Here is a 17619-nt window from a genome sequence, read left to right as displayed (position 1 = left end):
ATGATCAACCTTTTGATTGCCGACGATCATCCGCTGGTGCGCGGAGGTCTCAAGCAGATAATCGAAACGACGCCCGACATTGTAGTCGCCGGCGAAGCGGCTCAAGGCTCGGAAGTCATCGACAAACTGCGTACATGTCAGGTCGATCTGCTGCTGCTCGACATGACGATGCCCGGCATCAGCGGTGTCGATCTGATCCGCCGCGTGCGCGCAGAACGTCCGTCGCTGCCGGTGCTCGTGCTCAGTATCCATAACGAGGCACAGGTCGTCTCGCGCGCACTGCGTGCAGGTGCAACCGGTTATGTCACGAAGGACAGCAACCCCGACGTGCTGCTCGCTGCGATTCGCAAGCTCGCCGAAGGCGGGCGTTTCATCGACCCGAAACTGGTCGAGGGAATCGTCTTCGAAACCTATTCGGGCGATGCGCCGCCTCACGAAATTCTTTCCGACCGCGAGTTTCAGGTTCTGCAAATGCTCGCGCTCGGCAAGAGCCTGAACGAAATCGCCGACGCGTTTGCGCTGAGCGCGAAAACGATCAGCACGCACAAGATGCGGCTCATGCAGAAGCTCGGGCTCGCCAATAATGCGGACCTGATTCGCTACGCGATCAGGCACGGACTCGTTGCCGAATAGGCAGGATAAACATGTCAGGGAATCCTGAGACGCAAAACAGCCATTCCTGAGCCGACATTCCGCCGCCGCCGATGGAGGCGCTGCCAACGGGGGCCTACGATGCATTATGGGAACCGGCGGAGGGCATATGGCAGCGTCAGAGCGATCATTGCGCGAACTCATCGAAAAGTGGCTGGACGCAAGCGGCGCGGCCTCCGCCCGCGTGCAGTTGCAGCCGGGCCCGCGCCAGGGGCTGAGGCGCTGTATCTGCGTTGAAGCGCAACGCGAAGCGGGTATGCTGACGCTGTTCTTCTTTCGCCATGGCGACGGATTCTGGCACGTCTTTCCGCCCGACGAACGGCCGGCGATGAGGGTCAATACGATTGCCGCGTAGGCGGCGAGAACCGTGACGGAGACAGGATCATGACCCACCACGATTGGGGTTTCGTGTCACCGGAGGTGCTGGCCCTGCGCATGTGGATGAGCGTGTGGTACGACCATGCCGTCGATTCCGGCTTTATTCGCCCGCCTTTCACGCTCAAGGACGCCGATGCTGAGCGGCTCGAAGGCTACTTCAGCCTTGGCCTGACGCCGGAAGAAGGCGCGTTCGTGTTCTTTTCCAAATCCCACTGATTCCTTCTCCAAAGCATTTTCTCCCACATCAGTTTCGTTTAGCATCAGTGCCACTTTCATATGAAGAACACGATACATGGCACTCATCGCGCGGAACCTCCTCGGCATTGCCGTCCTACGGTTGATCGTTTTTCTCTTTTCGACTAACCGGCGCGACATTCGCTTACGGACTGTAAGTGGTGCACTGCTCGCGCAGATCTGTATCGGCGCGTTTATTCTGTTTGTGCCACTCGGCAAGACCGTCGCGGCCACGGCGGCCGGCCATCACCTTCGTGACCGCGCTGATTCCGTGGTGGACTACCTCGGCGTGATGCGCTCGATGGTGATCGGCACAATTGATTCGAGGATGTCGGCATGAACATGGAAGAACTACTGGCACGCGCGGGCGTCGCGCGAGAAAGGGCCTATGCGCCGTATTCGAAATTCAAGGTCGGCGCCGCATTGCTGACTAACGACGGCCGCGTGTTCGACGGCTGCAACGTCGAGAATGCGTCGTACGGTTTGTGCAATTGCGCGGAACGTACCGCGTTTTTCAGCGCTATCGCTGCCGGTTATCAGCGCGATCAGTTTGCCGCGCTGGCCGTGATCGGCGATACGGACGGCCCGATTGCACCATGTGGCGCGTGCCGTCAGGTGATCATCGAACTGGGCGGCCCTGAGTTGCCGATTCGTCTCGGCAATCTGCATGGCGCAACGCGCGATACGACCGCACGCGAGCAACTGCCCGACGCCTTCTATCTATGAGCAAGCACAAGCTGATCTACGACACCGATCCCGGCGTGGACGATGCAATGGCGCTCGTGTTTCAGGCGCTGCATCCGGACATCGAACTGCTTGGCCTGACGAGCGTATTCGGCAACGCGACCATCGAGACCACGACGCACAATGCGCGCTTTCTCGCGGGCCGATTTGCGCCGGGCGTGCCCGTCGCACAGGGCGCGGCGGCGCCGCTCAAACGCCTCGCGCCGCAGCCGCTTGCATCAATTCACGGCGACAACGGACTTGGCAACGTCGTGCTGGGCGACTCCGAACATGCGCCACTCGATGCGCGGCCCGCGCACCGGTTCATCATCGACACCGTGCGCGCGCATCCCGGCGAAGTCACGCTGCTTGCAGTCGGCCCGCTGACGAATCTCGCGCTCGCGCTTGCCGATGATCCGCAAATCGCGCCGCTCGTGAAGCAGGTGGTGGTGATGGGCGGCGCATTCGGCACGGACGGCGTACTCGGTAACGTCACACCCGCAGCCGAGGCCAACATTCTGGGCGACCCCGACGCCGCGGACATCGTGTTCGGCGCGCCGTGGCCCGTCGCGATTGTCGGGCTCGACGTCACCCAGCGCACCGTCATGAGCCAGGACTATCTGGCGTCGATCCGCGATCGCGGCGGCGCGGCGGGCCAGTTCGTGTGGGACGTGTCGCGGCATTACGAGGCGTTTCATCGGCAAAGCGCGCAGCTCAAGGGCATCTATGTGCACGACTCGTCGGCGGTGGCTTACGTGCTGGCGCCGCATCTCTATACGACGCGCAGTGGTCCGGTGCGTGTGCTGACAGACGGCATTGCGGTCGGCCAAACCATTCAGAAACCTTCGACGATGCCGGTGCCCGCGCCGGACTGGGACAAGCGGCCCGAGTGCAAGGTGTGTATCGGCGTCGACGCGGACGGCATGCTCGCGCTGTACGAGAACACCGTTTGCGCGAAGCGTTAGCCGTCTATACGCCTGCGAGCTTGTCCGATGCGTTTCGCCAATCTTTGCTACATTGCAGCGAGCGACGACACTCTCTGAAGAGGCCAAAGATGCGAATTCTAGTGGTAGGGGCGGGCGCCGTGGGCGGCTACTTCGGCGGACGACTCGCAGCGGCGGGACAGGACGTGACCTTCCTCGTGCGCGCGGGCCGGGCGGAAAAACTTCAGCGCGACGGGCTGGTTATTAGAAGCCCGCGCGGCGATCTTACGCAACACGGCGTCAAAACGATCCTTGCCGGCGTTAGCGCCGAACCGTTCGATGTCGTGCTGCTGAGTTGCAAGGCATACAGTCTCGACGACGCCATCGATTCGTTCGCACCGCTCGTCGGCGAGTCGACGTTGATTCTGCCGATGCTCAACGGCATGCGTCATATCGACGTGCTTATTGAGAAGTTCGGCGAATCGCGCGTGCTCGGCGGTCAATGCGTGATCGCCGCGACGCTCAACGCCGATCAGCAGATCGTGCATCTGAACGAGATGCATGCGGTCACTTTCGGCGAACTGGCCGGCGGCGTATCCGAGCGAGTTCAGACGATTGCCGACGCAATGGCCGACGCGAATTTCGACGTCACGGTCAGCGAGAACATCCTGCTGCGCATGTGGGAAAAGTGGGTGTTCCTCGCCACGCTCGCGGCGAGCACGTGTTTGATGCGCGGTTCGATCGGCGACATTCTCTCCGCGCCCGATGGTAAGCGCGTGATCGAAAACCTGCTCGGCGAGTGCCGCGCCGTTGCGGAAGACCAGGGCTTCACGATGGCGCCGGACTTCGACGCGCGCGCCATGCAAACGCTCTTCACGCCGTCGCCGCTCACGGCGTCGATGCTGCGCGACGTGGAAAACCACTCGCATACCGAGGCAGATCACATTCTCGGCGATCTGATCTCGCGCGGCGGTGATGCACAAAGCAGCGAGCATGGTTTGTCGCTGCTGCGCATCGCCTATAGTCATCTGAAGACGTATGAAGCGAGGCAAACACGCACCTCGTAAGTCGTGAGTCGTCAGAGTGATGGTTTGCCGTAACCGCTCAATGACCGGAGGTGAACATGCCGGCTCCAATCGGATCAGTGCCCGCGCTCAGTGCCGCGTCGGCCACGATCTTCTCGATCGGTATCGCGTTTCTCGGCTACTGGGGCATGTACGAACCGACCGGGTGGCGCGTTGCGGACGTCATCGTGTTCGTGCTCGCGCTGATCGGCTTCGGCTGCCTGGGGCTCGTCCCGTGGATGGCGACAAGTCCTGTCGAGCCCGAAACCAGCGACGTCAGGATACGCATTGCGCGACATCTGTTTCTGTCAGGCGTCATGGCGATCTGGTTTGCAGTGGCGATCTCGGTGATCTTCTAAACCGGCAGTCACATGAGGCAAAGAACGCGCGCCTTATAGCAGTTCAAGGCGCGCGTTTTCATTCAGGCGAAGCGCGAAACTTAACGTTCGATCTGCCGGTTCCAGCGCGTGTCCCATTGCGCGCGATGCGCGTTGATCGTGTCCCAATCCACCACCGTGACTTTGCGCACGAGGTCTTCCACGTTACCGAGGCTTTGCTGCATCGGCGGTGTCATCTTCGCGAGACGGTTGGTCGGAATCTGCTTGCCGGCTTCGGCGGCTTTGGTCTGCGCCGGCGCAGACAGCAGGAACTGCGCGAGCTTCTGCGCCAACTGCGGGTCGGGGTTGTTGTTGACCACGCACAGGTCGACGAGCAGCAGCACCGGACCTTCCTTCGGATTCACATAGCCAACCGGAATGCCCTTGTCAGCCAGATCGCCGACGGCGGTCGGCGTCAACGGAAAGAGGCCCGCTTCGCCGGTCTGCACCATTTCCGAAATCTTCGCCGAGTTCGGCACATACTCAACCACGTTCGGCCCCACCGTGCTCGCCCATTTCGTGAAGCCGGGTTCGACGTTCTGCTCGCTGCCGCCCATCAAGCGGTTGATCGCGAGAAAGCCGTGCAGGCCGAACGTGCTGCTCGACGCCGACTGGAACACCACCTTGCCCTTGTATTTCGGGTCGGCGAAATCCATCCAGGACGTAGGCGGCGCCCAGCCTTTCTCAGTGAACAGTTTCTTGTTGTACGCAATGCCGGTCATGCCGAGTTGCACGCCCGCGCCCATGTCGTCCTTCATGCGCGCGAACGGATAGAGCTCCTTGAGCACCGCCGAGTCGTCGAGCTTTTTGCACACGCCCATGCTGACCGCGCGCGCCATGACGCCGTCGTCGAGAAACACGACGTGAATCTGCGGACTCGCCTTGTTCGCAAGCAGCTTTGCGAGAATATCCGACGACGTGCCCGGCACCACGACCACTTTCACATTGTTCGCTTTCTCGAAGTCGGGCAGCACCTGGCTCGTATAGGCTTTTTCCATCGGACCGCCATTCATGCCGATGTAGATCGTCTTCGTTTCCGACCATGCCGGCGCGGCCGCGCCGAATGCACACAATGCGGCCAGCGCCGCGATGGTCCTGAACAGTTTCATTGAAGGGCTCCTGAGTTTCATTAAACGTGGGTTCTAAGCGACGGATGAGGTAGCAAGCTGCGCGAAGCGGCCAATCGAAAAAGCGTCCAGAGGTGTGGCCGTGGCGCCGTCGATGACGAGATCGGCGAGCACCTCGCCAACACCAGGCGCGAGCAGAAAGCCCCCGCCCGAAAAACCGAATGCATGCAACAGACGCGGCACCGAGCGGCTCGGCCCGATGATCGGATTGCTGTCGGGCGTCTCGCCCTCGACGCCGCTCCATGTGCGAATCAATAGCGCCTCGCGCAACGCGGGCAGCAGCGCGCACGCGTCGCGCATCACGGCCCGCGTGGTTTCCGTCGACGGTTGACCGTATTCGCCGTCGCCGTGTCCGCGTCCGCCGCCGATCACGCAATTGCCGCGCGCCACTTGCCGCGCGTAGATGCCGCCGCCGTACACGCCGAGGTTGTGCGTGATGAAAAGCGGCAGCGGCTCGGTGACCCACATGTTCGGATAGATCGGCTTCATCGGCGCTCGCTCGCCGAAGTAACCCGCGACGGTGTTCGCCCATGCGCCGGCGGAATTGATGAGCCAGTCGGCGCTGATCCGCGTATCGCCGGCGCGCATCTGGAAACGCTTGCCGTCGTGATGAATGCCGGTCAGTTCGGTCTGTTCGCGCACGTCCGCGCCTGCGGCATGTGCGGCGCGCGCGAATGCAGGCGAGACGAGACGCGGGTTCGCATGACCGTCGGTCGCACATACCGAGCCGCCGATAGCCGCGGCGCCGAGCCATGGATAGCGCTCGCGAAACTGCGCGCCGCTAATCAACTGCGCGTGCAGTCCGTAATCGCGCGCCATGTCGGCCCATTGCTGAAGTGCGGCAAGATCGCTCTCGCTGCGAGCAAGGCGCAAATGTCCCGACACGGTAAATTCACCGTCGATGCCGATCAACTCCGGCAAGCGGTCCCAGATGCGTCGTGCGCGCATCGCGAGCGGCATCTGTTCGACCGGACGGCCCTGGCAGCGTACGCCGCCGTAGTTCACGCCGCTCGCCTGTGCGCCGCAAAAGCGCCGCTCGAAGAGACCTACGCGCAAGCCGCGTTTCACAAGCGCGAGTGCCGCCGATGAACCGACGAGGCCACCGCCCGCAATCGCCACGTCGTAGTGCAGCGTGTCACTCATCGCGGGCCTCCACGGGAATCTCAGCGACGTTGTCGGCATACATGGCGGGGGACAACGGAATCGGCTTGACCGGCGGTTGGCTGCGCAGGCGGCCAACTGCCTCGAGCGGGCGGCCGGTCTCTTCGGCGAGCAATAGAAGCGCGGCTTCGCCGCACATGCGTCCCTGGCAACGGCCCATGCCGACGCGTGTGAGCGCCTTCAGACGGTTGATCTCATTCGCCTCGCCACCGCGGATGCAACGCCGCAACGTACCCGCGTCGACTTCCTCGCAGCGGCAGACGGTCATGTCGTCGGGCCATTGCGCGGCGCATTGTGCGGGTGGCGCGAAGGCGGTTTCAATGCCCGCGCGAAAAACGGCGATACGTTGCAGGCTGCGTTCCAGCGAGGCGGCATCGCGCATGCCGGGTCCGCGTGGATGCGGTATGGCCAGGTCGTCGAGCAACGCCAGCGCGGCACGGCGTCCGGCAAGTTCAGCGGCGTCGGCGCCCGCAATGCCGGCACCGTCGCCAGCCAGATAGAGGCCGCGCACGGAGCTGCGTCCGGCAGCGTCGAATTCGGGCAGCCAGCAACGGTTGAGTGCATCGAAGCGGAAACGGCATCCCGCGAGATCGGCGAGTTGCGTTTCGGGCCTCAGGCCGAAGCTGATGCCGACTGCGTCGCAGGAAATTGTTTCGGTTACCGAATCATTCTGCGAAGCGCGCCATTCGATTGCTTCGACGTTTTGCGCACCACGAATGCCAACCAGTTTCACACCACGCTCGATTCGTATGCGGTGAGCCTTGAGCCAACCGACGTAGTACAAGCCCTTGGCGAACGTCGACGGAACGCGTGCGAGCCTGGGTACGGCGGCGAGCTGTTGCGAAAGCGGGCTGGTGTCGAGCACGGCCACCACCTGGGCGCCGGCTTTCACGTACTGATATGCCACGAGATACAGCAACGGCCCGGTGCCCGCGAGCACCACGCGTCGGCCGATTGCACAGCCTTGCGCTTTTAACGCGACCTGTGCCGCGCCGAGCGTGTAGACGCCGGGCAAAGTCCAGCCTGGCATCGGCAGAACGCGGTCGGTCGCGCCGCTCGCGATGATCAGATGCGAGAACGGCACACTGATTTCGCGTCCCGCCTGAAGCGTGTCGAGGCGGTCCGCTTCGCAAGCCCATGCCAGTGTGTCGGGGCGATAGTCGATGTGAGGCAGCAGCGCGGCCATTGTCGTATGCAACGCGTCGGCCTTGCGCGCTTCGAAACCGTAGAGCGTTTTTTTCGAGCGCTGAAAACCGCCGTATGCCGGCGGCTGTCGATAAATCTGTCCGCCCCAGCGCGCATTCTCATCGATGACGATGGGGCGCACGCCTGCCGCGACCAACGTTTGTGCAGCGCGCACGCCGGCCGGTCCCGCTCCGACAATCACGACTCGGCGATCGTCGCTCATTGTGCATCTCCGCTTGGTGTTTGCGCTTGCTCGGCCACCGAGCCGATCCGCGTCAGCACCCGCAATCCTTCGGCGGCGAGCGTCGAGCAGGCGCGCAGACGCTTGCCGTCCTCGGTGCGCATCCAGCAGTCCTGGCATGCGCCGATCAGACAGAAGCCGGCACGCGGCGCGCCGCTGAATTCGCTGTCGCGCACGCGGCGCTGTTGCATCAGCACAGCCGTCAGCAACGTATCGCCTTGCAGTGCGGAGACCTCACGGCCGTCGAGATAAAAGCGCAGCGGTTCGCGCTGCGTTTCGGCGACGCGCACAAATTGCGGCTCGCGCGTGAGCGCAGCGGTTTCAAGTGACGGCAAGTTGGACGGCATGAGAGCGTGAACAGAAGATGACATCAGTGCTGGCCGATCAGAATGCGGTTGAGCCCATATACGCGATCGAGCAGCAGCATCGCGCCGGCGGTAATGAAGATCACCAGCGCGGAGACGGAGGCCATCATAGGATCGATGGATTCGGTCGCGTACATGTACATGCGAACCGGCAGGGTGACGGTTTGCGGCGACGTCACGAAGATCGACATCGTGAGTTCGTCGAAGCTGTTGATGAAGGCGAGCAGCCAGCCGCCCGTGATGCCCGGCAGAATCATCGGCAACGTGATGCGGCGAAACGCCGTCCATGGATCGGCGCCGAGCGAATGCGCCGCATGTTCGACGCTGCGGTCCAGGCCGCTTACCGAAGCCAGCACGAGCCGCATCACGAACGGCGTGATGATGATCATGTGCGCGACGATCAGCCATGTGAACGAGCCCGTCGCGCCGATCAGCGCGAAAAAACGCAGCAACGCAATGCCGAGCACGAGACCGGGGATCACGAGCGGCGACAACAGCAGGCCATTGAGAAATGCGCGGCCCGGAAAGCGCGCGCGGCCGATAGCGAGCGCGGCGGGCAGTGCCACGATCAGCGAGAGCGTCGCCGAAGCAAACGCGAGCTTCAGGCTGTTAGCGAACGCCGAGATGAAGTCGGGGTAATTGAGGATCGCTCGAAACCAGCGCAGCGATACACCGTGCGTAGGTAGCGTGAGCGTTTCGTCGGGCGTGAAGGCGACCAGCACGACGATCACGAGGGGCGCGAGCACGAACGCAATGACGAGCGTGTGGAAAATCAGCGCAATGGGACCGTTCTTTCTCATGTTGTTTTCGCGCGGAGCCGTGGTATCAACCCAGGCTTCTGGTGTACCTGCGCTCCAGAACCCGGTAGTAAGTGAGCATCACGATCAGGTTCGCGACCAGCAACAGCAGCGCGATGGTCGCACCGAGCGGCCAGTTCAGCGAACCAAGGAATTCGTCGTAGACGGCGGTTGCAGCGACTTTCAGGCGGCGTCCGCCGAGCAGGCCCGGAATCGCGAATGCGCTCGCCGACAAGCCGAACACCATCAGGCTGCCCGACAGAATGCCAGGCGTAAGTTGCGGCAGCACGATGCGGCGCAGCGTCGTGGCGGGCGAGGCCATCAGCGAAAGCGCCGCGTTTTCTGTTTGCGGATCGAGCTTTTGCAACGCGGTCCACACGGGAATCACCATGAAGGGCAGCATCACGTGCACGAGTGCGATGACGATGGCAAAGGTCGTGTATTCGAGCTTGTATGGTCCGAGCCCGACGAGGCCGAACGCCTGGTTCACGAGACCGTTGCTGTTGAGCAGCATGCTCCAGCCAAACGCGCGCACCACCACCGAGACGAGCAGCGGCGCGAGAATCACCAGCAGAAACATCGAACGATACGGATCGCGCATGCGCGACAGCACATACGCTTCGGGCGTGCCGATGGCGACGCACAGCAGCGTGACGAGAAACGCGATGCCGAACGTGCGCAGAAAGATTGTATGGAAATACGATGAACCCAACACTTCCGCGTAATTGCCGAACTGGATCGCGGCCAGCGGGCCGCTTGCCGGATCGAAGCGATAGAAACTGAGCACCAGCGTCATGACGAGCGGCACGAGCACGAGCGCGACGAACAGCAGGAACGCCGGCAGGCACATCAGCCACAGCGGCAGGAACGCGCGCCACGGCGCGCGCCGTGCGCCGGCAGACTGCACTTTGCCGTTCTCCGTTGCGGGCAGCGCGCTAGCCATGATGTGCGTCCCGTTGAATGAAGCGGATCGCTTCGCTATTCCAGTCGACGCCGACCGTCGCGCCTTCCGGTAGCGGCTCATTGCCTTCGTTCTGGCAACACACGAGCACTTCGCCGAGCCGGCTGTCGAGGCGATACAGCCATTGGCTGCCGAGGAAGAAGCGGCTCGACACGGTAGCGGGTACCCGTCCCGCGTTCGGCGCGCACAGGCGCAGTTTTTCCGGGCGAATGCAGAGCGTCACCGCATCGCCCACGTCGACCAGGCGCTCGCGCATCGGCAATTGCGCGGTGCGGCCGGTCTCGCAGAGATCGTGTCCGAGGTCGATGCGGATCGCGTCGCCGTCGCGCGCGATCACTGTGCCCGGCAGCATATTGGCCTTGCCGATGAACTGCGAGACGAAGCGATTCTCGGGCCGCTCATATGCCTCGTATGGCGTGTCGATCTGCGTGATGCGGCCGGCTTCCATCACCACGACGCGGTCGCTGATGGATAGCGCTTCCGATTGATCGTGCGTGACCATGATCGTCGTCGTGCCGATCTTGCGTTGAATGCCGCGCAGTTCGAACTGCATGTCTTCACGCAGCTTGGCGTCGAGATTCGACATCGGTTCGTCGAGCAGCAGCACGGGCGGCGCGATCACGATGGCGCGCGCAATCGCCACGCGTTGCCGCTGGCCGCCCGACAGTTCACGTGGAAAGCGATGCGCGAGTTGATCGAGCCGCACGAGCGAGAGTGCTTCGCGCACTCGCTCCTTGCGCTCCGCTTTGTCGATGTTGCGCATTTCGAGCCCGAAGCCGACGTTCTCCGCCACGCTCATATGTGGGAACAGCGCGTAGCTTTGGAACACCACGCCGAGGCCGCGTTTGTTCGGCTTCATATGCGTGATGTCGCGGCCGTCGAGCGTGATGCGTCCACGTGTCGTTTCGAGGAAGCCGGCGATCATCTGCAACGTCGTCGTCTTGCCGCAACCGGACGGCCCGAGCAACGAAACGAACTCGCCTTTTTCCACCGACAGGTTGACGTCCGCGACTGCCTGAAGCTCGCCGAACGATTTCGTGACGTCTGTGAGTGTGAGGAACGACATGATGTGGCCTTTGGATGCCTCGATGGAGCCGACTCTAGCCAGCCAAATTACGAGACGTCAATTTGAAATTCCGTTTGCCGGTATAAGATTAAAAAATATTCCAGAGAATGGAACGAACGGTGAATGCATGGGCCGGATCGTTCCGTCAGACGATGTCGGGAGAATCCCTATGAAATGCAGACATGAGGCCACACGCGTGTGAGGTCGTGCATCATTCCACTTGCGGACGAAACGCTTTATAGTGTTCCGGCCAATGGAATAAACACGAGCCTACGAGATGAATGCTGCCGCCAGACGAGATACTGCTAGCAACACTGCGGAAACCGGCGCGTTGCCCGGCACGGGAATGCTGGAACGCGCCTTCGCCGTGATTCGCGCATTGTCAGACGCGCAACCGGATGGTGGCCGCGTCACGCGTCTCGCGAAAGCGGTGGGGCTAACGCAAGGCACGGTGCATCGCATCCTGCACGCGTTGATCGCGGAAGGCATCGTCGAACAGGACGAAAGCTCGAAGCTTTACCGGCTGAGCGTCAATTTCTTCGCGCTCGCGGCGCAAGCCGGCAATCCGAGCGGCATGCGTACGCTATGCCGCCCTGCGTTGCTGAGGCTTTGCGCGAGTCTTGGCGACACCATCTTTTTGCTCGTCAAAAGCAGTTTCGATGCGGTGTGTCTCGACATCTGCGAAGGGCCGTTTCCCATTCGCTCGTTCACGGGCGATGTCGGCGGACGCGTGGCGTTGGGTGTGGGGCAGGGGAGTCTTGCGATTCTCGCGTTTCTGCCCGAGGCGGAGCGCGAGGAAATCATTCGCTTCAACGTGCCGCGCATTCGCGGCTACGGCGTGCTCGACGAAGTGTATTTGCGCACCGAAATCGAACGCGTGCGGCAGTTGGGTTACGCGGGCCGCAATAGCGGCGTGCTCGACGGCATGGCGGGCGTGGCCGTGCCGATTCTCGATCGTACCGGCGTGGCGGTCGCTGCATTGAGTGTCGGCACGCTGGCCGCGCGTTTGGGCGACGACCGCCTGCCGATGGTTGTCGAACTGCTGCGCCGTCAGGCCGAAGCGATCGGCCCGCAAACCAATCCGTTCGACGTCGCGTTGCGGCGGCCCATGCATGGTCTGTCGCGCGCGATGACAAGCGCGCGTATTGCCGGCTCGGTGCAGGAATAAGCCAACACCTTCACCGGCGCGTTCACGATTTCGCGGACATCTCAGGTTAGCCAGTCACAATGGAAATCCACATCGCCGTCGAAGGTCATCACGATCTGTCCGGACAGATTTATCGGCAGTTGCGAGCCGGCATACTCGAAGGACGTCTCGCGGGCGGCACGCGTCTGCCGTCCACGCGCGATCTCGCCACGCAGTTAGGCGTGTCGCGCAAGACCACGCTCGACGTGTTCGAGCGGCTTCTCTCCGAGGGTTATCTCACCGCGCGGGCCGGCTCTGGCACTTTCGTCGCCGATGGTCTCGAGCGTTTGCCGGTCGAGCGCTCGCCGCATGCGCGCGCCGCCGAGTCGTCGCGCGAACGTGCGAAGGCAAAGAAGGACGCCGCGCGCGCACAACCGCTGTGGGAACAGATGCCCGACAGCTTGCCGTTGCCGCGGCCTTCAGTGGCCTCGCCGTACGATTTTGTCGGCGGCGCGACCGACAAGACGCTGTTCCCATTCGACGTATGGCGTCGCTGCGTGAATCACGCGCTGCGTGCGCAGGCGCGCGGCTCTGGAACCTATCGCGACGCGGCCGGCGAACAGGAATTGCGGCTCGCGATTTCACGCTACCTGGCGTTCAATCGGGCGGTGTCGAGCAATTGGGAAGACGTGATCGTCACGCAAGGCGCGCAGCACGCGCTCGACCTGCTCGCGCGCATTACGCTCGGCCCCGGCGAAATCGCCGCTATCGAAGACCCTGGCTATCCGCCGGCGCATGCGTGCTTCATGGCGACCGGGGCACGCGTGGCGCACGTGCCGGTGGATAGCGAAGGTCTGATCGTGAGCAAGCTGCCGGATCATGCGCGGCTCGTCTACGTGACGCCCTCGCATCAGTTTCCGCTCGGTATGCCGATGAGTCTCGAGCGTCGTGTCGAACTGCTCGAATGGGCGCAGAAACGCGGCGCCGTAATCATCGAAGACGATTACGACTGTGAGTACCGTTTCGAAGGCCGGCCCATGGAGCCGCTGAAAAGCCTCGATCGCGCAGGACTGGTCGCATACGTGGGCACATTTTCGAAGACCATCTTTCCGGAGTTGCGGGTCGGCTATGTGGTGCCGCCCGCGTCGCTTTTCGGGCCGCTTTTCAAGGCACGGCAGATCGCGGACTGGCACGGCTGCACGCTGACGCAAACCGCGCTCGCGTCGTTCATGCTCAACGGCGATTTCGCCAAGCACTTACGGCGCATGCACAAAACGTACGCGGCGCGCCGCGGCAAACTGCTGGAACATCTGCAAGGCGGCCTCTCGCCATGGTTCGAGCCGATCGTGCCGACGGCCGGCATTCATGTGGCGGCGCGTCTGCGAGCGCCGCTTACCGAGCAGGCGGTGGTGATGGCCGCGCGTGAAGCGTCGATCGGTCTTTATGGGCTAGCGCCATTTCATCAGCGCGCGAAGCCGCAAGCCGGTCTGATTTTCGGCTACGGCAATATTGCCGAGGAACATATCGACACGGCGCTCACGAAACTCGCCGGCATACTGCCGCGCCTCGCTCGTCAACCGTCCAGTACAGGGCGATGAAAACGGCCCGGCAATGGAGGCAGCGGTGATGGGCGCCGCGCAGAATGTGCCGTTATTCATGCATTGAAACCGCTTGTAACGCACGTTACCTGTCCGTGTTGGCAGCGGCGCCGAAGCAGTTTACCCCCTGAAACAAGCATCAAAATGTGTTGTGCAGTCTGCGCCGCGCAACAAACCTGCGCTGTTATACATAAAAGAGTCGCGCAAATCGCATTAGCGCTTGTAGAATCCGGCGTTGAAGCGTGCACATACCGTATGCGCTTCGTGCAATTCACTGACCACAACAGGTAGGAGAAACATGCCGACTTCCGCAAAAAAGGTGGCCAAGAAGGCTGCTGCCCCGGTACCGACCAAGAAGGTTGCTGCAAAGAAAGTCCCTGCGAAGAAAGCTCCCGCAGCTAAGAAGGTCGCCGTGAAGGCTTCCAGCGCAACGTCGCCGATCAAGGACACCTTCACGAAGGCCTCGCTGGCTGCACACGTGGCTGAACGCGCCGCAGTGGAACCGAAGGCCGCCAAGGCCGTCCTGGCCGCGCTCGAAGACACGATCCTCGGCGCTGTTCACAAGAAGGGCGCCGGCGAATTCACGCTGTCGGGTCTTCTGAAGATCGTCGTGCAAGCTGTTCCGGCGAAGAAGAAGCGCTTCGGCAAAGACCCGTTCACGGGCGAAGAGCGTTGGTTCCCGGCCAAGCCGGCTAGCGTGCGCATCAAGGCACGCCCGCTGAAGAAGCTGAAGGACGCTGCAGCAGGCTGATCGCGTTCGTGCGTCGTTCAACGTAATTCAACGTGGCTCAACGTAGCTCACGTTAGTTGACGTTGAATCGATCGGCAGTGCAAGTCGTATGAATCCCCATGGATGCAGATCCATGGGGATTTTTTATGCGCTGCTCCCGCGTGTCATCTGCCGTAAAGCGCGGCGCGGTGCATGGGCGGTGCCGCGTGCACTGTACTGGCGCATCGTGTGCCGCCGCAGTACGATGGCAGCCAGGCGCTGCTCGCCGCGATGCGCTGTTCGTGTGCATGTCTCCGTATCCCGCACGCCAAAAGCTAAATGGCATAGCGCTTGCTTGAATGAATGTCGAACACCGAATGCGCAGCGCATTCGCCTTCTATCCGACAACAAGAGCGGGGCGTGACATGCGATGCTATGACGAGATGCGTCATCATGACGATGCCGTGCGGCCACACTACGCACGCTTCGAGCGGTGGCTCTCGAAGCAGGGTAATGAAGCAATCGCACGCAAGCGTGCGGAAGCCGACCTGCTGTTTCGCCGGGTCGGCATTACGTTCGCGGTGAACGGCGATCTGTCCGGCACCGAACGGCTGATTCCCTTCGATCTGATTCCACGCATCATTCCGCGCGGCGAGTGGACGACATTGGAAGCCGGCCTACGCCAGCGGGTCCAGGCGCTCAATCTGTTTATCCATGACGTCTATCACGATCGCAAGATCGTGCGCGCCGGTATCGTGCCGGCCGAGCAGGTGTACACCAACGCGCAATACCGGCCTGAAATGCAGGGCGTGAATGTGCCGCTCGGTGTTTACGCGCATATTGCCGGTGTCGACGTGGTGCGCGCGGGCGACGACGGCGAGTTCTACGTGCTCGAAGACAATCTGCGAGTGCCGTCGGGCGTGTCCTATATGCTCGAAAACCGCAAGATGATGATGCGGCTTTTCCCCGAGCTATTCGTACAGAACCGCATTGCGCCGGTCGCGCATTATCCCGATCTGTTGCTCGATACGCTGCGCTCGGTGGCGCCCGAAGGCGTCGACGACCCAGTCGTGGTCGTGCTCACGCCGGGCATGTACAACTCCGCGTATTTCGAGCACACGTTCCTCGCGCAGCAGATGGGCGTGGAACTGGTGGAAGGCAAAGACCTTTTCGTCGACGACAACTATGTGTTCATGCGCACGACGCAAGGACCGAAACGTGTCGACGTGATCTATCGCCGTGTCGACGACGACTTCCTCGATCCGCTCGCATTCCGTAACGATTCGGCGCTGGGCGTGCCGGGTTTGCTGACCGCGTATCGTGCGGGGCGCGTCGCGCTCGCGAACGCAATGGGCACCGGCATCGCCGACGACAAATCGATCTACCCGTACGTGCCGGAGATGATCGAGTTCTATCTCGGCGAAAAGCCGATCCTCAACAACGTCCCGACGTTCCAGTGCCGCAAGCCCGATGATCTCGCGTACACGCTCGCGCATCTGCCGGAACTGGTCGTGAAGGAAGTGCATGGCGCGGGCGGCTACGGCATGCTCGTCGGACCCGCTTCGACGAAGGCCGAAATCGAAGCATTCCGCGAGCGTCTGATCGCGCGACCGGCGGGTTATATCGCGCAGCCGACGTTGGCGCTTTCTGCGTGCCCGACTTTCGTCGAAGCCGGCATCGCGCCGCGCCATATCGATCTGCGTCCATTCGTGCTGTCGGGCAAAACCGTCACGATGGTCGCCGGCGGACTCACTCGCGTCGCGTTGCAGGAAGGTTCGCTCGTCGTCAATTCGTCGCAGGGAGGCGGGACCAAAGACACGTGGATGGTCGACTGACGCGGTTGCCGCGCGGTTGCCAACCACCGCGTCCGCAACCCAGCGCGCCGGGGCATCCAGCAGGACGCCGCCGGCGCATACGGATAACCAGCGCGAGCTTTTACCTCATAGAGCTTCGCGTCATCAGATACGGAATGCCGTCATGCTAAGCCGCACCGCCGATCACCTTTTCTGGATGGCCCGCTACATGGAGCGCGCGGAGAACACCGCCCGCATGCTCGACATCAATCTCAAGGCGCTGCTGTTGCCGCAGACGCCCGAGCAGGAGGCGCGCGCGCAACGTTCGGTACTGCGCATCTCCGAACTCGAAACGGCGTTTGCGCAACGCTACGACGAACCGACGCGCGAACACGTGCTCGACTTCATGGTGGCGGACGCGAACAATCCGTCGAGCATCCACTCGTGTCTGCATGCGGCGCGCGAAAACGCACGTGCAGTGCGCGGTACGTTGACGACCGAATGGTGGGAGACGATCAACGATACATGGCTCGAATTCAACGAGCGCATTTCGTCTGGCCAGGCCGCGGCGAATCCGGGCGCGTTGTTCGAGTGGGTGAAGTTCCGCTCGCACCTTTCGCGCGGCGTGACGATCGGCACCGCGTTGCAGGACGACGCGTTTTTCTTCACACAACTGGGCACTTTCCTCGAACGCGCCGACAACACCGCGCGGATTCTCGACGTGCGCTTTGCCGACGTGGAGCCCAATTCACGCGACGCCGCGCGTCAGCTCGAAGACTTCTATTACTGGACTTCGATACTGAGTTCGGTGTCGGCGCTGGAAATCTATCGCAAGGTTTATCGCGATGTCGTCACGCCGGCGCGCGTCGTCGAACTGATGATTCTGAACCAGCAGATGCCGCGTTCGCTGCTGGCGTCGCTCGAAGGCGTCTGCGCGAATCTGGCGATGCTGCGCACGTCGGGCTCGAACCAGTGCGAACGTTTCGCTGGCAAGCTGCGCGCCGAACTCCTGTACTCCGACATCCGGCAGATTTTCGAAGCCGGCCTGCACGCCTACCTGACGCAGTTCCTCGCTCGCGTGTTCGAGCTGGGCAATCTCGTCGCGCGTACCTATCTCATGTTGCCAGTCGCCTGACGGAG

The 17619-nt window shown here is 62.3% G+C and carries 20 protein-coding genes; 13 read left to right on the top strand and 7 right to left on the bottom strand.

Translation table 11 applies throughout. The annotated features are described in order from the left end of the window. The 8 genes from C0Z16_RS14345 (at window position 1) to C0Z16_RS14310 (ending at window position 4332) form a co-directional block, all read left to right on the top strand. On the top strand, window positions 1-633 hold the full coding sequence (locus C0Z16_RS14345) for a response regulator (RefSeq protein ID WP_102632805.1): 633 nt from the start codon (window positions 1-3) through the stop codon (window positions 631-633). Window positions 634-760: 127 nt separating this feature from the next. Beyond that, window positions 761-1006 carry a hypothetical protein gene (locus C0Z16_RS14340; RefSeq protein WP_102632804.1) on the top strand — a complete coding sequence of 82 codons (246 nt, stop codon included), beginning with the start codon at window positions 761-763 and terminating at the stop codon, window positions 1004-1006. 29 nt (window positions 1007-1035) lie between these two features. Beyond that, window positions 1036-1245: a hypothetical protein gene (locus C0Z16_RS14335; RefSeq protein ID WP_102632803.1), complete on the top strand. Its 210-nt coding sequence runs from the start codon at window positions 1036-1038 to the stop codon at window positions 1243-1245. Window positions 1246-1321: 76 nt separating this feature from the next. Then, window positions 1322-1603: a Na+ dependent nucleoside transporter N-terminal domain-containing protein gene (locus C0Z16_RS14330; RefSeq protein ID WP_102632802.1), complete on the top strand. Its 282-nt coding sequence runs from the start codon at window positions 1322-1324 to the stop codon at window positions 1601-1603. Next, a complete protein-coding gene (locus C0Z16_RS14325; RefSeq protein ID WP_102632801.1) occupies window positions 1600-1989 on the top strand; it encodes a cytidine deaminase in 390 nt (129 codons plus the stop codon). The genes C0Z16_RS14330 and C0Z16_RS14325 overlap by 4 nt, the downstream gene beginning before the upstream one ends. Further along, window positions 1986-2951: a nucleoside hydrolase gene (locus C0Z16_RS14320; RefSeq protein ID WP_102632800.1), complete on the top strand. Its 966-nt coding sequence runs from the start codon at window positions 1986-1988 to the stop codon at window positions 2949-2951. The genes C0Z16_RS14325 and C0Z16_RS14320 overlap by 4 nt, the downstream gene beginning before the upstream one ends. An 89-nt stretch (window positions 2952-3040) precedes the next feature. Further along, window positions 3041-3976, top strand: a complete 936-nt coding sequence (gene panE / locus C0Z16_RS14315; protein ID WP_102632799.1) for a 2-dehydropantoate 2-reductase — start codon at window positions 3041-3043, stop codon at window positions 3974-3976. A 56-nt stretch (window positions 3977-4032) separates the two neighbouring features. Beyond that, window positions 4033-4332: a hypothetical protein gene (locus C0Z16_RS14310; RefSeq protein ID WP_102632798.1), complete on the top strand. Its 300-nt coding sequence runs from the start codon at window positions 4033-4035 to the stop codon at window positions 4330-4332. A gap of 80 nt (window positions 4333-4412) precedes the next feature. On the opposite strand, the gene C0Z16_RS14305 is transcribed toward C0Z16_RS14310, so the two are convergent. Genes C0Z16_RS14305 through C0Z16_RS14275 form a run of 7 tightly spaced genes read right to left on the bottom strand, consistent with a single transcriptional unit; the run spans window position 4413 to window position 11253 of the window. Beyond that, window positions 4413-5459, bottom strand: coding sequence for an ABC transporter substrate-binding protein (locus C0Z16_RS14305; RefSeq protein WP_102632797.1), 1047 nt, complete (start codon window positions 5457-5459; stop codon window positions 4413-4415). Window positions 5460-5492: 33 nt separating this feature from the next. Beyond that, window positions 5493-6620, bottom strand: a complete 1128-nt coding sequence (locus tag C0Z16_RS14300) for an NAD(P)/FAD-dependent oxidoreductase (RefSeq protein ID WP_102632796.1) — start codon at window positions 6618-6620, stop codon at window positions 5493-5495. After that, a complete protein-coding gene (locus tag C0Z16_RS14295) occupies window positions 6613-8046 on the bottom strand; it encodes an FAD/NAD(P)-dependent oxidoreductase (RefSeq protein WP_102632795.1) in 1434 nt (477 codons plus the stop codon). The genes C0Z16_RS14300 and C0Z16_RS14295 overlap by 8 nt, the downstream gene beginning before the upstream one ends. Continuing rightward, window positions 8043-8411: a (2Fe-2S)-binding protein gene (locus tag C0Z16_RS14290; protein WP_244201240.1), complete on the bottom strand. Its 369-nt coding sequence runs from the start codon at window positions 8409-8411 to the stop codon at window positions 8043-8045. Before C0Z16_RS14290 ends, C0Z16_RS14295 begins: the two co-directional genes overlap by 4 nt. Window positions 8412-8434: 23 nt before the next feature. Beyond that, window positions 8435-9229 carry an ABC transporter permease gene (locus tag C0Z16_RS14285; protein ID WP_102632793.1) on the bottom strand — a complete coding sequence of 265 codons (795 nt, stop codon included), beginning with the start codon at window positions 9227-9229 and terminating at the stop codon, window positions 8435-8437. A gap of 25 nt (window positions 9230-9254) precedes the next feature. Next, entirely contained in the window at window positions 9255-10169 is a 915-nt protein-coding gene (locus tag C0Z16_RS14280) for an ABC transporter permease (protein WP_102632792.1), read from the bottom strand. After that, complete coding sequence (locus tag C0Z16_RS14275) at window positions 10162-11253, bottom strand: ABC transporter ATP-binding protein (RefSeq protein ID WP_102632791.1); 1092 nt, start codon at window positions 11251-11253, stop codon at window positions 10162-10164. Before C0Z16_RS14275 ends, C0Z16_RS14280 begins: the two co-directional genes overlap by 8 nt. A gap of 277 nt (window positions 11254-11530) precedes the next feature. On the opposite strand from C0Z16_RS14275, the gene C0Z16_RS14270 reads away from it, so the two are divergent. The 5 genes from C0Z16_RS14270 (at window position 11531) to C0Z16_RS14250 (ending at window position 17614) form a co-directional block, all read left to right on the top strand. Beyond that, window positions 11531-12421, top strand: coding sequence for an IclR family transcriptional regulator (locus C0Z16_RS14270; protein ID WP_102632790.1), 891 nt, complete (start codon window positions 11531-11533; stop codon window positions 12419-12421). Between the two features lie 59 nt (window positions 12422-12480). Further along, window positions 12481-13977 carry a MocR-like pyridoxine biosynthesis transcription factor PdxR gene (gene pdxR / locus C0Z16_RS14265; protein ID WP_102632789.1) on the top strand — a complete coding sequence of 499 codons (1497 nt, stop codon included), beginning with the start codon at window positions 12481-12483 and terminating at the stop codon, window positions 13975-13977. Between the two features lie 298 nt (window positions 13978-14275). After that, window positions 14276-14728 (top strand): HU family DNA-binding protein, encoded by a 453-nt coding sequence (locus tag C0Z16_RS14260; RefSeq protein WP_102632788.1) that lies wholly within the window; start codon window positions 14276-14278, stop codon window positions 14726-14728. Window positions 14729-15111: 383 nt separating this feature from the next. Beyond that, entirely contained in the window at window positions 15112-16521 is a 1410-nt protein-coding gene (locus C0Z16_RS14255; RefSeq protein ID WP_102632845.1) for a circularly permuted type 2 ATP-grasp protein, read from the top strand. Window positions 16522-16663: 142 nt separating this feature from the next. Beyond that, on the top strand, window positions 16664-17614 hold the full coding sequence (locus C0Z16_RS14250) for an alpha-E domain-containing protein (protein WP_102632787.1): 951 nt from the start codon (window positions 16664-16666) through the stop codon (window positions 17612-17614). Window positions 17615-17619 lie beyond the last annotated feature (5 nt).

It is taken from the genome of Paraburkholderia rhynchosiae (genome assembly GCF_002879865.1).
In the GTDB taxonomy this organism is placed as follows: domain Bacteria; phylum Pseudomonadota; class Gammaproteobacteria; order Burkholderiales; family Burkholderiaceae; genus Paraburkholderia; species Paraburkholderia rhynchosiae.
Note: the sequence above shows the minus strand (reverse complement) of the source record. Positions and strands in the feature narration are given on the sequence as shown.

What these genes read in the sequence shown, in the direction of transcription:
- C0Z16_RS14285 (WP_102632793.1), bottom strand. Translation starts at nt 9,229, where the DNA reads ATGAGAAAGAACGGTCCCATTGCGCTGATTTTCCACACGCTCGTCATT.
- C0Z16_RS14295 (WP_102632795.1), bottom strand. Translation starts at nt 8,046, where the DNA reads ATGAGCGACGATCGCCGAGTCGTGATTGTCGGAGCGGGACCGGCCGGC.
- C0Z16_RS14255 (WP_102632845.1), top strand. Translation starts at nt 15,112, where the DNA reads ATGCGATGCTATGACGAGATGCGTCATCATGACGATGCCGTGCGGCCA.
- C0Z16_RS14325 (WP_102632801.1), top strand. Translation starts at nt 1,600, where the DNA reads ATGAACATGGAAGAACTACTGGCACGCGCGGGCGTCGCGCGAGAAAGG.
- C0Z16_RS14270 (WP_102632790.1), top strand. Translation starts at nt 11,531, where the DNA reads ATGAATGCTGCCGCCAGACGAGATACTGCTAGCAACACTGCGGAAACC.
- C0Z16_RS14250 (WP_102632787.1), top strand. Translation starts at nt 16,664, where the DNA reads ATGCTAAGCCGCACCGCCGATCACCTTTTCTGGATGGCCCGCTACATG.
- C0Z16_RS14310 (WP_102632798.1), top strand. Translation starts at nt 4,033, where the DNA reads ATGCCGGCTCCAATCGGATCAGTGCCCGCGCTCAGTGCCGCGTCGGCC.
- C0Z16_RS14330 (WP_102632802.1), top strand. Translation starts at nt 1,322, where the DNA reads ATGGCACTCATCGCGCGGAACCTCCTCGGCATTGCCGTCCTACGGTTG.
- C0Z16_RS14320 (WP_102632800.1), top strand. Translation starts at nt 1,986, where the DNA reads ATGAGCAAGCACAAGCTGATCTACGACACCGATCCCGGCGTGGACGAT.
- C0Z16_RS14335 (WP_102632803.1), top strand. Translation starts at nt 1,036, where the DNA reads ATGACCCACCACGATTGGGGTTTCGTGTCACCGGAGGTGCTGGCCCTG.
- panE (WP_102632799.1), top strand. Translation starts at nt 3,041, where the DNA reads ATGCGAATTCTAGTGGTAGGGGCGGGCGCCGTGGGCGGCTACTTCGGC.
- C0Z16_RS14260 (WP_102632788.1), top strand. Translation starts at nt 14,276, where the DNA reads ATGCCGACTTCCGCAAAAAAGGTGGCCAAGAAGGCTGCTGCCCCGGTA.
- C0Z16_RS14345 (WP_102632805.1), top strand. Translation starts at nt 1, where the DNA reads ATGATCAACCTTTTGATTGCCGACGATCATCCGCTGGTGCGCGGAGGT.
- pdxR (WP_102632789.1), top strand. Translation starts at nt 12,481, where the DNA reads ATGGAAATCCACATCGCCGTCGAAGGTCATCACGATCTGTCCGGACAG.
- C0Z16_RS14300 (WP_102632796.1), bottom strand. Translation starts at nt 6,620, where the DNA reads ATGAGTGACACGCTGCACTACGACGTGGCGATTGCGGGCGGTGGCCTC.
- C0Z16_RS14305 (WP_102632797.1), bottom strand. Translation starts at nt 5,459, where the DNA reads ATGAAACTGTTCAGGACCATCGCGGCGCTGGCCGCATTGTGTGCATTC.
- C0Z16_RS14340 (WP_102632804.1), top strand. Translation starts at nt 761, where the DNA reads ATGGCAGCGTCAGAGCGATCATTGCGCGAACTCATCGAAAAGTGGCTG.
- C0Z16_RS14290 (WP_244201240.1), bottom strand. Translation starts at nt 8,411, where the DNA reads ATGCCGTCCAACTTGCCGTCACTTGAAACCGCTGCGCTCACGCGCGAG.
- C0Z16_RS14280 (WP_102632792.1), bottom strand. Translation starts at nt 10,169, where the DNA reads ATGGCTAGCGCGCTGCCCGCAACGGAGAACGGCAAAGTGCAGTCTGCC.
- C0Z16_RS14275 (WP_102632791.1), bottom strand. Translation starts at nt 11,253, where the DNA reads ATGTCGTTCCTCACACTCACAGACGTCACGAAATCGTTCGGCGAGCTT.